The sequence below is a fragment of the Desertivirga arenae genome, from assembly GCF_017355785.1.
In the GTDB taxonomy this organism is placed as follows: domain Bacteria; phylum Bacteroidota; class Bacteroidia; order Sphingobacteriales; family Sphingobacteriaceae; genus Desertivirga; species Desertivirga arenae.
The window spans coordinates 256,487-272,532 of record NZ_JAFEWE010000001.1; the positions used below are offsets into that span (position 1 = coordinate 256,487).

A 16,046-nucleotide genomic window follows, 5' to 3' on the forward strand; every position below is an offset into this window, starting at 1 on the left:
TACTCAAAGGAAGGCAAAGAAATCTGATTAATTTGATGGTGAAAGGCCTGTAAAATTAAAAAGGCAGCTAACGGGAGTTAGCTTACCTTTCGCGTATAACCAATATAATGAGAAGGGACATTTCGCCATGGCTTAATGACAACCATGAACTGATGGACGAAATAAGCAGAAATTGATGTTACTAACAGGGGATAGATTCGTCAAAGAGGTGTTGTAAAAAGGCCATTCTACTTTTCAAAAGACCTTAACGACCTGATTCATGACTTTAATTGCTCTAATTGAAATAGAAGACTTATTTCCCCGGTACTCTTAAAAATGTCCGGCGATATTTTTTTATATATTCAGAAGGATTAACTCCGAAGATCTTGCTGAACTGCTCCCGGAAATAGCGGATATCCTGAAAGCCAACTTCATACGCAACCTCCTTTACTTGTACATCCCGAGAAATCATTATTTCAGCAGCCTTCTTCAAACGGATATACCTGATAAACTCACTGGTTGTAAGGCCAGACATTGCTTTTACCCTTCTGAAAATATTGCTCTGGCTCATTCCCATTGCCAACGCGAAATTTCTTACGTTGAAGTTTTCATCCAGCAGATGTTTCTCTACCACTTCAATACATTTTCTGAGGAAGGCGCTATACTCTTCAGAGATCTTCTCTGTATTACTTTTTAATGTCACTTCATTGAAGAAGTAGGTTTTTAATGAAGCTCGTCCTTTCAGGATACTTCTTATACGGGCGATAAGCAAATCTTTCTCAAAAGGTTTTGTAATATAATCTTCAGCACCACATTCTATACCTTTAAGTTTTATCTCAGGAGAGGAAGTCCCGGTAAGTAAAATAACCGGAATATAACCGTAGTCTTTTGACTCCTTAATCCTGGCGCAAAAGTCGACTCCATTCATTCCAGACATCAGCACATCTGAGACAATAATGTCGGGTTCTGCTTTCCGCATCAGTGTTAAGGCAGCTTCCGCACTTTCAGCTTCCAGAATTACATATTGCAGTTCCAGTACCCGTCTTACATACGCCCTTAGTTCAGGATCGTCATCTACCAGCAGAACAGTTGGTTTATTTTCTACCGCCTCATCAATCAGATCTTTCATGGCATCAGATACACTTGGCTCGATTGCATCAACTTCGGCTGGCTCAAAAATCAGTTCCGTCAATAAATGATTATCTGCAGCCCTTACCTCAGTTTTGACTTTCTCAACAGGAAACTCCCCTTTTGGAACGGTATAGCTAAAAACGGTTCCTTTACCCTGTTCACTTTTATATGTGAGATTTCCACCCTGCATTCCCGCTATTTTTTTGGAGATCGACAAACCAATTCCAAAACCGCTTCTTCTCTCACTTCTATCCGTTTGATCCATCCTATAGAATTTCTCAAACAAGCGCTCTCCCACGTATTCAGGGATTCCGGAACCTGAGTCAGTAACCAGAATTTCAACTTCTTCGTCAAGCACCATTAGCTCTACGATAACCCTGCCCTTCACAGGGGTATACTTTATGGCATTTGATATTAGGTTAAATAATACTATTTCTATCTTCTCCCGGTCGGCAAAAACCATTAAGTCATCTTCCCCCGTCCTGAATTCATAGTTCATTTCCTTTTTCCTTGCCTGGTTATTAAAACTAAGGAACACTTCCCGGCAAACTTCATTAAGATTAAGGACTTCTGGCTTTAGATCCGATAGTTCTTTATCCGTACTCTTAAATAGCAGCAACTGATCTACCAGGCTTAATAACCTGCGGGTATTGCGATAAACAGCACCCACATCTACCAAATTGATATTTTTACCATCATTTTGAAGAAGATCTTTTATAGGGTTGACAATTAAAGTCAAAGGAGTTCTGAGCTCATGAGCTATATTGGTAAAAAAAGATATCTTTCGATCATTTAATTCGGTCTCCTGATCTGCTTTCAACTTAGCAAGCTTCACCTCATATTGTAATTTTGCCTGCTGTTTTTGATAGTATAGATATACCTTTATCAGGCTTGCACCGATCAGGAAGTAAATACAATATGCCCACCAGGTTCTGTACCAGGGAGGCAATACATTCACTTGAATCAGTAAGGGAATCGGGTTCCAAACACCCGAGGCATTTGTTGATTTAATTTCCAAAATGTAATTTCCCTCATTAAGGCGCGAGTAGTTTATAGACCTGCCGTCATCTGTATAGTTCCAGGTCTTGTCCCAACCCTTTAAATAATAAGCGTACTTTATCTTTCGGGGAAGCGAATATTCAAGGGCAGCCACGCCAATAGAAAACATAGCGTCGCTGTAAGGAAGCGTAATTTTCCGGATATCATAAACAGATGCTGCATTATTTGAGATATCACTTCCGGCATCTACCGGCTTGTCTAAAACCTTTAAACTTATAATCCGCATTGAAGGAAACCGGCCATATGTTTTTATTTCTGATGGCTGAAAGATGTTAAAGCCTTTTATTCCTCCAAAAAGCAGTTCTCCTGAGCTTAAACGGATGGAAGCATTATAATAGAACTGATCCGATTGCAGGCCGTCTTCGGCGAAGAAGTTTTCAAGGCCCTTAGTTTTCAAATCCATACGACTCAGCCCATGGAAAGTACTCATCCAGATTTTTCCTTTTCCGTCACTTTCAATATTAAGGACATTATTATTGGGAAGGCCATGTTCCTCGTCTATAACTTCATGCTTTCCCGTTTTAGCATCCAGTACCCAAAGGCCTATGCCATTTGTGCCTATAAAAATCTGTTGCTGATCACCCGCATGAATAGCACGAACAGCAGAACCGATCTTGTACTTTATGATACTTTTATCAGCAAGGTTAACTTTAATAAGATTTGCCATGGTTCCCAACCAGAGATTGCCGGAGATATCATGATTTATAGCCACCACCTCTTCAGCTAAGGGAAAAGATGCTTCTTCAAACTTCTTGGATCTCCTGTTAAACAGATATAGGCCTTTGGTGAAATTGTTCGCCCACCTGCCTCTGATACAGCCTGCCCAAATATTATTAGCATTATCCACATGGAGGCTCCAGACATATTTTGCACCACCATCAGCGAAAGGGATATCGGAAAAGGTTCCAGCAGCTCTATCAAAAACCTTTACACCTTTACCGTAAGTTCCGAGCCAAATAACATTATTCTTATCCTTGACGATCGATGTAATAGAATTGATTCCCGTCGAAAACCTTTTCGAGTCCGGAAAGCGATAGTTTTTGAAACTGTCAGACCTTCGGTTCCACACACTTATGCCATTTCCATCTGTACCTATCCAAACGTTGTCATTGTCCTCACAAAAAGAAAACACTATGTTCTGAGCCAAACTATTAGGGTTGTAGGGTTCATTTCGTATAGTTCTGAAGTAGTTCCTGTTATAATCCAGAAGTACAATTCCTCCCCGTTTAGTCCCTATCCAAAGGCCCACCTGCCTGTCATAATACACCTTATGAAGAGCAAAAGAAGAGAGTTTACTTTCTACCTGGGAATTGAGGGTTTTGGAAATGTGTTTTGTGAGGGGATCAAGAATAGCCATCCCATCATCTGTGGCCACCCAAAGTTTTCCGTTTTGACCTTCCGTCAGATCAAATACCCGGCTTCCTTGAATAATCCCCTCTTTGACCTCTTGTAAAGTAATTCTTTTACTATCCGGCAGAAACCAGTAAAGTCCGTTACTTGTGCCAACCCAGATCGTACCATCTGTACCAGCCTTTAGGCAAAGGCCAGCAGTAACACCTTGATCCAGCGCCTTGAATTCGCGTTCTTTCTCATTTAGTAAACAAAGGCCAACCTTATCTACCAAAGCCCAAACGCTACCCTTTCTTGACAATAAAGCTATTACAGAATAGGTTCTAAGAATTGCAGCACCAACCTTAAGGGGCACTAGCCGGGCTGCTCCATGCTCATTTTCTACCCGCAACAAACCTAGTCCGCCTGTTCCTAAATATGCATTTCCTTTTGAACCAAATGCAATAGCATTAACAGCAGTAGGGATGTCCGAAAGATAGGAACCTGTATGAAACCTTACTTTCCTGAAGCTGAAGTTGGTTGCATTTACTACAGCAGCCCCCTTTCTGCTTCCAACCCATAACTCTCCCGACGGACTTTCATTGATCGTGGTTATATTATTGTCAGGGAGAGAGAAGGTATCTCTAAGGCGGTTTCTGTATACATTAAAGCTATTTCCGTCGAACCTGTTCAAGCCATCGAAGGTCCCAAACCATAGGAAGCCTCTTTTATCTTTGTGAATGGCAGTAATGGTGTTATTGGAGAGACCATTTTCAATTTCAAGATGATTAATGAATTGAGCATAGCCCTTTTCCAAAACAGAGAGCACAAGGAACAGAAAAAGAAGGCAACTAAAGTTTGAAAAAAGGCTAATCTTACGTGGAGAACTCTGCACTAAATTACAACTGGTTATATGAACCCTAATATAAGACATTTCAACTGCACCTGCTCAGATTCTAAAAATCACTTAAAAATGTTACGGGAAAATGTTTGATGATCTCGTTAGTGTAATTCTCAGAAGGATACTCAGAGAGGGATTAATCAGGCAGCACATCTATCAGGTGTAGTACTAAATTCATCTCTTAATAATTGAACCGCTCTGTAAATATGGTTTACAACGGATTGATATTTTAGCCCTGTAACTTCCACGATCTGTTTGTAGTCAAGCTCCTCAAAATATCGTAAATAGATCATCTCCCGTTGACGTCCGGGCAGTTTGTCTATTGCTACCCGCATCTTAGATTCGAGAATAGAACTTGCCTCTCTGTTCGTGATCAGTTCTTCGGCAGAAAACTGAAATTCGGGAAAATCCAAATTGAGGATGTTCGATTCTCTCACTTTACAACTTTTCAGATAATTAATACTCATGCATCTTACGGAAGTAAAAACATACGCTTTAACGTTAACAATTTCTCCGATCCGCTCGCGCTTTAACCACAATTTAACAAATAACTCCTGTACAATATCGTGAGCTACATCTTCGTCTTTAACCATTTTCCGTGCGTACTCAAATAGCCCGGTAAATAAATAGGAATGCAGTTCCGAATATGACTTTTGATTTCCGGCACAGGTCTCTTTCCACAACTTAGAATATTTCTCTCTCGCTAACATGTTTATAGTGGTTATGTAATTGGTTTCTATCAAGCAACTAAACCGAGAGCTTTCGTTCTCATTAGCAGTGCTAAACTCACAAAAAAGAAGGGGGATAAGAGGTAGCAAATAGGTCAAACAGAAGGGAGAAATATTGCAGAACCAGCTACTAAACCGCAAAAGCAAGCATTTAGGGCTAACCGTAAAAATATTGGATCGGATTTCTGAATCAAAGCTAGAATTTCAGACGGGGATCTTTTTGCCTACTGGCTTTGAGCAGCGAGGCCGAATAAATGATCCAATATGGTAGACTTGTATTTAAGACAGGCAGCCTTTCTGTTGAAAGGTCTTTTCATCAGAAAGGCTTGAAAATGTATTTACCTCACCTGTATATTATCAAAGTTGACTACAGTTTCATTAGCCATTCCCGAAGCAGCAAAGATGCCCAGCCAGCCTTTCTGAAAATTTAAGATTGCAGAGCCTGCGGGCGTCCAGGCTTGTCCATTTGACGAGACATACGCTTTAACCGCGCTTCCCTCCTTCTTCAGCCTGAGCCAGTAATAGCCTGTAAGGCGGCCGAAAGTAACTGCAGTGTCCGGCAGTTTTTGTACTAAGTTCAGCAATTGAAGAGGTTGACCGGACTTAAGCCTCTGTGAAAGTCTTGCATGCCATGCTGGTGCTTCAATTAATTCTGTTTTTCCAGGATTAATACTCAGAGACAAGTGCCGGGACTGTTTTGACTCACTCTCCCTGATACTTATACCGAAGGAAGAAAACTGTGAGCTTAATTGAGGGACATAGCGCAGAGTGATCTCCATATCTTGCTTCAGCGGTACTGCCGCAAAATGATAGGAATCATTAAGTGAATCAAGGCCTTTTCCCCAGGCAGTGAATGTATAATTCCTCCCGTCGAGATGGGTTGAGCCCCCATGATCAAGCTCTCCAATGCTCATCTGTTTCCATGGATGAGGTAATCCAGCCGAAACCGCAACTTCCTGCGATAAGTTACTTTCACCTCTGCCATTTGAAGAAGAGACAACATAGTAATAGATCTTTCCTTCCTTCACAGTAAGATCCTCGTAGTTTGTTGTCAAAATATTGCGGGAAAGAACATTGTAGGGACCTCCTTTTTTCTCCGAGCGACGCAAAATATAAGTTTTCGCGCCAATAGGCTCAATCCATGACAAGGCGATTGCCCTGCCCTTAGCTTCTGCAATAACACCAGCGGGAGCTACCGGAGTTCTTGAATCAGCCGCAGCGTTTCCAGGGGCAGGAAGACTGAAAAATAGCGTCCCGTAACCGGGATGGTCTGCGCCTGGTTTTCCAGGTCCTTCAGGCCGTATCTTTTCTGCCGCCTGCCTGGTAAAAGCAGCCTGCAGGCCCATCCTCCTCACGTAGTGATTGTAAACCTGTTCGTAAACCGCCCGGAGCGGCCCGCGATCCTGTCTTGCTATCGCTTTGTGATGATATTTCCCTGTATGATCCAGCGTTTCAACAAAGGGGACTTCGTTACCCAAATTAAACTTCGCCACATATTCGAATCCTTTCAATAAGCGATTATTGTTGTATCCGTAGAGGTTTAATCCCTGCTTCCAGGCAATTTCCGAGCATTCGGCCAGCATCCCAATACCCAATTGAGTGTGCCCCTGGTCGCGGCCACTTTCCTGTATCTGCCCTTCTTCGTTGATTACATAATGCGTCAAACGGCCGTTTCCATGTCCATTTACATAGTATCTTAACGCGTCCTCAAACATTGGCTTGTCACTACAGAAAACAGCTATTGCCATGACCGTCTTCAGGGCTGCAGCATCCCAATTACCATTTGCAAAAGGAGCATAGTTTTTGATAACAGGATAAATAACCTCTCTAAAATGCAATTCCGTTTTCCGGATGTCTTGCTCTTTCCACCCAGCATTGGTATAGCGTATTATCTCTGCCGCGTTCACCATTTTAAATGGGCCTAATCCAGCCATTAATACTGCATCGCGACCTGTTATTGACTTTAGCGAGTGCGACCATGCATTGATTATCTCTATAGCTTTTTCTGCATAAGCCCTATCCCCCGTAATTGCCCATTGTATTGCATTATGATGTGCTGCATTAGCGTCTGTGTCGTACACAGCCTGTCCTACTGTTGGATTTCTACCCACCATTTCCATCGGTCCCTGCATCGTATAATTGCTTTGGGAGACCGGATTTTCACTAAATAGTTTATACCCTGAATGAATGGGCTCCTCTTTCGCAGCAACGGCCTTCTTCATTCGCTCCAGATCCTCTTGCGAGTGAAGGATTCCGGGGTGAACAAATGTTTGAGATTTTGCCAGCGCCGAAAAAACTATCAGAAGGGCTATCAGTTGTATTTTCCTTTTCATAATAAAAATTGCTTATTGAGGCTCCAGCATAATAGCCGCGCCGCCTTTGGCCTTAATGTCTATTGAGAGCTTGTCTCCCTGCCTAAAAGAGTGGGCAGTTTTTAAGATCTCATTGTTTTCACCATCACTGTAAATGGTAGCCTTGTAAATCCTTCCTGCATCAAGGAAATCGAGTTTAACTCTTTCCTTCCAGTCGGAAAGGCCTGCGGCATTGCCGATAAACCAGGTTGAACCTTTTCTTCTGGCTACACTGATATTCTTGCCTATAGACCCTGTGAGATACCTTGATTCATCCCATACCGTGGGCACATATTTAAAAAATTCTATCTCCTCAAAGTTGGTATAATCCTTTGGCTGTCCGTACCAGAAAATGGATTGCAGGGGACTGAAATTCACTACAGTAAGCGCGAGTTGCTGTGCTTTACTTACTTTAATATTCTTTGCGAAGTCACTTCTTGAATTAGGGAAACAGAAGGTAAAATCGGCAGCACCGGCCAGGAAGCGTGTGAATGGTAAAGTTGTATTATGAAATGCGTCGGGACTATTTTCATCACCTCTGATACCTTCCTGGGTAAGAAGATAAGGATACGTTCTGCTTAGTCCGGTTGGTTTATAATTATCATGAATATTGAGCAGTAAGCCTGCATCATTTACTTTACTGATAGCCTGACTAAGCCAGGTAAGGCCCTCTTGGGTAAATCCATCAATAAATCCAAATTTCAAACCCGCAACTCCCCACTGCTTATACAGTGGCAGGATCTCATCTAAATAATTCTGCAATCCGAGATAATTCACGTAAAGGATTACGCCTATGCCATTCTTCTTCCCATATTCGATCACTTCAGGCATATTAATAGCAGGAATCACCACACGGGGATCAGAAGTTTTCGCTCTCTCAGGTCCGTACCATCCGGCATCAAACATAATGTATTTGAAATCGAGTTTTTTGGCAAGGTCTATACAATCGATCCCACTCTGAGTGTTTAACTGGGCCCGGATCAGTTTCCCGGGAGCAATCTTGCTGAGATCTGTGGGTGAGGGCTTGGATAATTTCAGGAAAAGCTCACTAAATTGATGCAGACCAATTGCTGTTCCAGAGATACTTATTGTTCTCCATGGAGTAGAAAAAGCGCTGTTGTATCTAACGGCACTATCGCGGGCAAAAGCAATGGCCAGAGAATTTCCTGCAGATCCTTTCTGAAGTTCAGCCTTAGTATAGCTGATATTTTCAGCCTCGCCGATACTCAGGAAAAAGTCCTTTGCTGTTACTGTAGCGGGAAGGTCGCAGGTAGTTTTCAACGTATCCAGGCTCGTGGGAGTAAAGATGGATTCGTGATGGTATTGGTAAATAACAGAGGGCGCAGAAATATTAAATGCTGTATTCTCTTTGGAGATCACAAATTTCTCATTGCCGGGAAAAGCATAACGAAAGGCAACACTTCCATTATAAGCCCTAACGATAAGGTTGTACGGCAACTCACCAGAAATGCAGGATACATCAAGTTCGTTGAAGGTATTATCGATAACTGAGTTTTCTCCTATCGGCCAGAAAATCTTCTCAGACCTTGAAACTGCCTTTGAAGACACAAACTTTACGTTCTTACCTGTTTCTCGCCCGTTTATTGTAAGCCCTAATTCAGATGGTTCAATAACCTTCCGTTTGCTCCACTTTACCTCGTAGTTAAGACTGCCCTGTGCATCGAGGAATAAATGTAGAGTTGTTTGCATATCCGGAGAGCTGAGTTTAAAATCCCTTGCCTGGCCTTGCACCAACACAGGATTTAAAAAGAGTAGCAATACAATAATCCCAGGCCAGTTCCCGGCGTTGATTCTGATTCTCATCATAAATTATCTATAAAGGTGTGCGATCTGTAATCTGAGGCTAATACCTTACCTTATAAAGCTTTATAGCAAACATAAAGATCACAAGGTAGCAAACAATTGGTAAGTAATAAGCGGCACCAACATCCTGATTAGCAAGCTTTCCCATGAAATAAGGCATAACTGCGCCGCCTACAACTCCCATTGAAATAAAGGACGAAGCCTGTTGAGTATGTGAACCCAAATTTTTCAAGCCAAGGCTGAAAATAGTTGGAAACATGATACTAAAAAAGAAATTGATACTGAAAATAGCTGCATAAGATATCCAGCCTAACTTCTGCGCGACAACGATGCAAGCCAAAACGCTTCCGAAGGCAAAGGCTGCAAGGATCTTGTTAGGTGCAATATACTTCATAAGATAAGTTCCAACAAACCTTCCCAAGGCCATCATTGCCATAAAGATACTCATGTGCTTACTGGCCTGGGAATCCGTATAACCCATAACTTCGTGACTGTAATTGATAAAAAAACTCCAGGTTCCTGCCTGCGCCGCTACATTGAAGAACTGTGCTATTGCCGCCCAGACGAAATGCCTTTGCTTGTAAAGCTTTTTACCCTGTTCTGCATCTACGATCACTGATTCCCGACCTAAGGCTGTATTATGAGGATTGGTTAGCGCAGGAATTTTGATAAATAGGAACGAAATTGCAACCAAAACTATAAAGCCCCCCAATCCAACATAGAGGGACTTGACAGAATCAAGCCCTCCGCTATCAGACATTGAGCTAGCCTGAAAGAGGAAATATCCTCCCAAAGCGGGTCCGATAATAGCTCCTACTGCGTTAAATGATTGGGCGAAATTCACCCGTTGATCACTGCTGCCCTGGTCTCCTAACGCTGCAGCAAAGGGATGAGCTACAGTTTCTAGTGTTGCCATCCCACATCCCAGTATAAATAAGGCTATCCTGAAAAAGCCAAACGAGCTCGCATTGGCCGCGGGGACGAACAAAAAGGTCCCAATGGCAAAAAGAATAAGACCCAAAATAACACCACGCTTATATCCAAAGCGCTTCATAAACAAGCCGGCAGGTATACTCATAAGAAAGTAAGCACCAAAAACAGAAAGCTGTATTAAGCCAGAATCTGCTTTAGAAACGTTAAGTACCGTCTGAAAATGCTTATTCAGAACATCACTCATAGAGTGAGCAATTCCCCAAAGCATAAAAAGGGAAGTAACCAATATGAAGGTAAAAAGGAATCTTTTTTCTGTAAATGCCGGTTTACCTTGTACTTCAAAAGCTCGCTGCTCCTGCCGTTCAGGTGTTAAAATCTCCATCAAAGTTTATCGTTAAGTATATTGAACTATTTCTATCTCGGACCAGCTAATTATTATTCAGTTCTCTCACATAATATCCCTCCCCCATGCTTCAATTCCCCTTTCACTATACAGCCTTTTATCTTTAACTCAAGCTGTTTAAATCCTTTTTAATTTATCCCTTATTTAAGTAATTTTAGCCAGATCGCCTGTCCTCCTGAGGCTAGCATTCTGCTATCTATTACCGTCTTTGAATTGACTTTTATTCTTTGAATACCAACTTTGTTTTTGGTCCCACCGTCTGGATCATCATTGTAGATACTTGCCTGATATTTTGCTCCGCGGGGAAGAAAAGCAAGGTCGACTCTTAGTGAGCGCGCTTCGGTATTATTCAAAGTTCCTATAAACCAATCTTGTCCTTTGCGCCTTGCCACTGTAATAAACTGACCCGGTGTTCCCTGAAGAATTTTCGTTTCATCCCATGTAGTCGGAATTTTATCCCAGAACTCCAGCTCGGGCTCGTTTTCAGAAAGTTCAGGCTTATCGTACCAATATAAAGTTTGAAGGGGACTGTAATACACCGCAGCCATAGCTAGTTGATGTGCGTGCGTCGTTTTTATCCTTTTATCGTAATAACAGATCGTATAATCTGCAGCGCCGGCTATATATCGGGTGAAAGGCAAGACGGTATTATGAGTTGCATCAGGCATTTCCTCATTACCCCTTATTCCCTCGGAGGTCATTAAATTGGGCCAGGTCCGCTGCTCCCCGGTTGGCCTCCAGTCGTCGTGGATGTTCACCATTATTTTCGCTTCTGCAGCCTGCTGGATAGCCTTTTCTACCCATGTTGTCCAGCGATGCGAACCTACCTGCACAAAACCAAACTTTACGCCCTTAACATCCCACTTTCTATAGATCTTAAATAAGGAGTCTGACTGGGCAAGCAAGGCTTGCTGGTTAACGTAAAGCCATACTCCTACACCTCTCTCCTTTCCATATTGAATAATTCCGGGCAGATCAAAGTTGGGAATAGCCACCTTTGAGGCATCAGAACTAAAGGAAAAAGCAGGTCCGTACCACTTCCAGTCAAAGAGGACATATTGAAGTTTATGTCGTACTGCAAAATCAATATTTGCTTTTGCATCAGCCGTTGTCTGGCTCATCACCCTCATAATCTTGCCCGGCCTGATCCAGGTTTGATCGGCGATTTTCGAGGGAGGGTTCAGGTTAAGGATAATATCATTATTTTGTATAAGATCACCGTATTTCTCTGCTACCATAATCACCCGCCATGGCGTACCGAAAGGTGATACAAGATCAGCAGGAGTATACATGGAGGTCAGAATAGTGTTAGGCCGGGAAGTGCTTAGCTTGAATTTGGTACGGGCATAGTCTACCATTTGAGCTTCCGCCAGGCAGGCGTATAGTCCATTAGGAAGTTCCAAAGTAAGTGGACGCTCACTTTCATCAGGCCAGTCTTTCAAGGGCAATAACCTATAAGGGGCCTGAGCCCAGGACGCATGCCATGCTCTGGTACCTTCAGGTAGAGAGAATTCCGTATTCTCCGAGACGATCCGGTAATAAGTTCCCTTTTCGTTTTCAGGAAAAAAATAACGGATTGCTGCTCCCTGATCATAAGCCCGGATCTCCACATTAACCGGATAGATAGGATTATCATCTTTTATCGCTTGCACCGTTAGGGCATTGTACCGGTCTCTGATAACAGCTCTTTCTCCAACTACCGGGCTCCATGAAGAATCCTTCGAACTGGTAGAAATATTCGTAATGGAAAGGTTTTCGAACCACTTCTCATGCTTATCCACCTTAAGCGCCATTGCACGTTCAGACAGGTGGTTATCCAGTTGCAGGTCTAACTCAGACTCAGCAATCACCTGCTTATTATCATAATGGACCTGGTAATACATCGCCCTTCGTCCAGGTCCGATCGCCTTCTGATAAAACTTTACCGTAAGCTTCCTGTCAGGAGATTGAATACTTGCTTCTGATCCTTTTACGGTTTCCTGCCCGTGTAAATACGCGGAAAATGCAAGGATTAGAGACATACATAGTAGTAGCTTGGCTTTCATCTGCAGGATCATAGGGGATTGTATATATTTTGGCCTTTTTCGAGTTTCTCCAACCTCAGCAAAGCCTCGATATAATAATAGTCTGCATAGATAATGGAAGCATCAATTTCAGACCCATTAGGTTTATGCCCGGTAGAATGCAACAGAAATGCCGAGTTCTTATCCTTGCTTAAATATCTGTCAGAAGACAATTCCTTTAGCATCATTTCAGCCTTGTCACGGTAAATTTTAGCCTTTGAATTGTCAGTCACCAGGGTTGATAATTCAAGCAAAGCTGAGGCTGTAATAGCAGCAGCAGAAGCATCTCGGGGAGCATCCGGAATTGAAGGATCATTAAAATCCCAATAGGGTATCAGATCAGAAGGCAATCTTTCAAGATAAACATCCGTTACCTTTTGTGCGAAATCAAGGAATCTAAGATCTTTCGTTTCACGATAGACCATAGTATAGCCATAGATTGCCCAGGCCTGCCCTCTTGCCCACATAGATTCATCTGCATAGCCCTGATGCGTGCCCCCTTTGATCTTCTTTCCGGTATTTCGTTCATATACTACCACATGGTAAGATGTATAGTCCGAACGGAAATGATTTTTCATGGTCGTAGCAGCGTGACTAACCGCAATATCATAAAGCTTCTTATCTCCACCATTTTTAGAGGCCCAGAACAACAATTCAAGGTTTATCATATTATCCATGATCGTATTGTGCTGGGGCCATTCCATATTTTGAACAGGGCGTGGCCAGGATAAAATAGTGCCTACATTGGGGTTATATAGAGTAGCTAAAGTATCTGCAGTTCTTAATATGATCTCTTTATATTCAGGATTTTTTGTTAATCGGTAACCGTTACCAAAACTGCTAAAAACCATAAATCCGAGGTCATGATCAATTGCTTCCATTCGTGACAGGGGAGTTAAAAGCATCGAGAACTTATCCGCTTCAAACTTCCAGCTATCCTTCTTGGTAGCTTCATAGAGATACCAAAGGGTGCCAGGCCAAAAGCCACTTGTCCAGTCTTTGTAAGTTACATAACGCCACTCCTTCATGCCGGAACTTATACTGCGAGGGATGGCAGTTTCTGTGTCTGAAGGAATACTTTTAAGAGTTTTATCTGCCTGTTCCTCCAGGTAATTAAATTGCTTCTTTCCTGGAATCTGGGTAACACTACAACCGGCAATAATAAAGATGACGCTAATTAGCAGGGAAAGCCTGCGAACGTGACAACTACGCTGCCCTGCCATACGTTGTAGTACTAATAAAAGGCCTTAAAATAAACCCAATCAGTGGAAAGACAACATAAGAGAACTTGAGCCTGGATGGCCGAATATGAAGTATCATGGCAATTAATATTAACAAACTACCATTGCATGACAGGTAAGAGGTCTGTTAATACTCAAGCTTAAGAAAAAAATTCTTTGCTTGCTAAACTTGGCTATCTATCACCACTCTTAACCAGCAGATAACATTTTGGGAAATGAGGAAAATGATGTGGTTGGGTATTTCGGAATCAAGATTGACAATATTAGTTCCATCGTCAAACCAATGTTTTTATTTGCTCTTTTAAAGATATTCAAAAGTGAATTTCCAGATGTCTGCCATGTAAAGCAGCAGTGTGTATTACCGCATCGAAACCTTCGGTAACCCTTAATATTGTGTGCTTATCTTTTACATCCACAATTAGATTCGTAGTTGCACTACTTGATATGTCTAAGACGGACACCCTATGACGAAAATTGGCCAGAAGCTTAACGGTAACACTACCAAGTTTTCCCGACGAACCGTTTACAAGAACTCTCATATCATCACAAATATTTCGGATAGTAGAAAGGCGTCATTAAAAAAATGATTTTGCATATAGAAATTGTTAACAAACAAATGTAGCGATGCCGCTCATTCAATCTCCTGGAGTTTTTTTCTTGAAACAACCTGTTCTGTTACATCATGGGCAAATACCATTATGCCATCAACGTTACCCTTATAATCGAACCTGGGCTTGTAAATAAAATTCCAGTAAATATTTTCTACAGGTCCATCAGCATGGCGAGATATGCGGGTTAGCACTTCTTTTCCTTCAAAGGTTTCTTGTTTCTCATAGACTGTTTTTAATACTTCTATGAGAGGATGTTGCCCCATTTCAGGCAAAGCTTCTAACACAGGCTTTCCCAAAAGGTCCCGTCCAGGAAAAATTCCCTGGAAAGTGGGATTTACCAACTCGAATACCAATGTAGGACCGCTTAAAATACAGATAGCGCCAGGAGCTTCCATAAATAGCGTATGCAATTCACGTCTTTTTCCCTCTGCTACCTCAAAAGAGATCCGTTCTTTTTTTGCCAGCGTAATGGCTTTGGTAATATCTGTAGTTACGTGAACGAGGAACTCTACTTCTCCGTCCTCACCTAGAATTGGAGAATTACTAGCTTGCCAATATCTGACATCAAATTCTTTAGTCCCGCGAATAGGAATATCATACTTCTGCAAAGGCAGTTCTGTTTTGCTTTTATATAATACAGTCTCCGTTAATCTATTCCTAAGCGCTTCCAGATTTTTTTTAGAATTAGGATCCTTGGGATTCTCAGGAAAGACTTCGAAAATCCCCTTTCCCAGGATATCCGAAGGTTTGGCACCGGATGCATCTAAGAACGCCTTATTGATATCCATTACGGTAAAGTCAGGAACATTTGCCCTTAGTATAACCATTGGAGGAGCAGCATTAAAAAAGTCTTCAAACTCAAATCTATTCAAAGCAAGTATTTTTACGTAGGTAAACAATTCTTTGGAGTTCTAGTTCTTCAAAAAAAGCACTCACTATCTTCTTAATTGATTGATTTTTAAACCATCGTATTAAGTATTACTTGTATACTAATTCTAACCATTCGGTTCAAAATTCTATAATCATGTGAGAATCATAACCTCACAAAAGGAATAAATAGTGATTTTGCCTGGAGTTATGGTGGTTCCGGAATGTTCTTGGTAATATACTCGAAGACCTAACATTTAAGAAGACTGATGGTTTAAACACAAAGAGCATAACTTATTCAGCTCGGCTTTCCCTCCAATATTTCTCATTCACGTGCACCCCATTTTCCCCATATCCCATATCCTCATCTTCTTTCTCATAATAATTAATCTCCCTGTTCAGCTCTAATATCTCATTTATGCCCTCCATAAAAAGCTGAACAATCACATATTCCGATGCTTAATAAGTAAAGCATCTCTTTACTACCAGAGATAAAGTGCAGGAGGATCAGATAGGAAAGTTTAGAGTTCCAATATCTCTTGCAATCTTTGGCTCCAAATCGCTTGAAATAGTTAGAAGCAACTAGTTTCGGTAATGACGAAAACAATTAAAATCTACCCTGCAGA

General features: G+C 41.8%; 10 protein-coding genes. All 10 read right to left on the reverse strand.

Features of this window, described 5'->3' with window-relative positions:
- Positions 1–292: 292 nt before the first annotated feature.
- The 10 genes from J4N24_RS00970 to J4N24_RS01015 all read right to left on the reverse strand — a co-directional run bounded on the left by J4N24_RS00970 (position 293) and on the right by J4N24_RS01015 (position 15,867).
- Positions 293–4,393: a two-component regulator propeller domain-containing protein gene (locus J4N24_RS00970; protein WP_207531772.1), complete on the reverse strand. Its 4,101-nt coding sequence runs from the start codon at positions 4,391–4,393 to the stop codon at positions 293–295.
- 146 nt (positions 4,394–4,539) lie between these two features.
- On the reverse strand, positions 4,540–5,109 hold the full coding sequence (locus J4N24_RS00975) for an RNA polymerase sigma factor (protein WP_207531773.1): 570 nt from the start codon (positions 5,107–5,109) through the stop codon (positions 4,540–4,542).
- Between the two features lie 356 nt (positions 5,110–5,465).
- Complete coding sequence (locus tag J4N24_RS00980) at positions 5,466–7,460, reverse strand: alginate lyase family protein (RefSeq protein ID WP_207531774.1); 1,995 nt, start codon at positions 7,458–7,460, stop codon at positions 5,466–5,468.
- A gap of 12 nt (positions 7,461–7,472) precedes the next feature.
- Positions 7,473–9,305, reverse strand: a complete 1,833-nt coding sequence (locus J4N24_RS00985; RefSeq protein WP_207531775.1) for a glycoside hydrolase family 97 protein — start codon at positions 9,303–9,305, stop codon at positions 7,473–7,475.
- 37 nt (positions 9,306–9,342) lie between these two features.
- Complete coding sequence (fucP, locus tag J4N24_RS00990; RefSeq protein ID WP_207531776.1) at positions 9,343–10,617, reverse strand: L-fucose:H+ symporter permease; 1,275 nt, start codon at positions 10,615–10,617, stop codon at positions 9,343–9,345.
- A gap of 161 nt (positions 10,618–10,778) precedes the next feature.
- The gene (locus J4N24_RS00995; RefSeq protein ID WP_207531777.1) at positions 10,779–12,659 is read right to left on the reverse strand and encodes a glycoside hydrolase family 97 protein; all 1,881 of its coding nucleotides are present in this window, start codon (positions 12,657–12,659) and stop codon (positions 10,779–10,781) included.
- A gap of 32 nt (positions 12,660–12,691) precedes the next feature.
- On the reverse strand, positions 12,692–13,924 hold the full coding sequence (locus J4N24_RS01000; RefSeq protein ID WP_207531778.1) for a glycoside hydrolase family 88 protein: 1,233 nt from the start codon (positions 13,922–13,924) through the stop codon (positions 12,692–12,694).
- A gap of 329 nt (positions 13,925–14,253) precedes the next feature.
- Positions 14,254–14,481, reverse strand: a complete 228-nt coding sequence (locus J4N24_RS01005; RefSeq protein WP_207531779.1) for an NAD-dependent epimerase/dehydratase family protein — start codon at positions 14,479–14,481, stop codon at positions 14,254–14,256.
- A 92-nt stretch (positions 14,482–14,573) separates the two neighbouring features.
- On the reverse strand, positions 14,574–15,425 hold the full coding sequence (locus tag J4N24_RS01010; RefSeq protein WP_207531780.1) for a PAS domain-containing protein: 852 nt from the start codon (positions 15,423–15,425) through the stop codon (positions 14,574–14,576).
- Positions 15,426–15,714: 289 nt separating this feature from the next.
- Positions 15,715–15,867 carry a hypothetical protein gene (locus J4N24_RS01015; RefSeq protein WP_207531781.1) on the reverse strand — a complete coding sequence of 51 codons (153 nt, stop codon included), beginning with the start codon at positions 15,865–15,867 and terminating at the stop codon, positions 15,715–15,717.
- Positions 15,868–16,046 lie beyond the last annotated feature (179 nt).

Bases quoted from the DNA above. Each gene is read 5' to 3' on its own strand.
- fucP (WP_207531776.1), bottom strand. From the start codon at position 10,617: ATGGAGATTTTAACACCTGAACGGCAGGAGCAGCGAGCTTTTGAAGTA.
- J4N24_RS00975 (WP_207531773.1), bottom strand. From the start codon at position 5,109: ATGTTAGCGAGAGAGAAATATTCTAAGTTGTGGAAAGAGACCTGTGCC.
- J4N24_RS00985 (WP_207531775.1), bottom strand. From the start codon at position 9,305: ATGATGAGAATCAGAATCAACGCCGGGAACTGGCCTGGGATTATTGTA.
- J4N24_RS00980 (WP_207531774.1), bottom strand. From the start codon at position 7,460: ATGAAAAGGAAAATACAACTGATAGCCCTTCTGATAGTTTTTTCGGCG.
- J4N24_RS01000 (WP_207531778.1), bottom strand. From the start codon at position 13,924: ATGGCAGGGCAGCGTAGTTGTCACGTTCGCAGGCTTTCCCTGCTAATT.
- J4N24_RS01005 (WP_207531779.1), bottom strand. From the start codon at position 14,481: ATGAGAGTTCTTGTAAACGGTTCGTCGGGAAAACTTGGTAGTGTTACC.
- J4N24_RS00995 (WP_207531777.1), bottom strand. From the start codon at position 12,659: ATGTCTCTAATCCTTGCATTTTCCGCGTATTTACACGGGCAGGAAACC.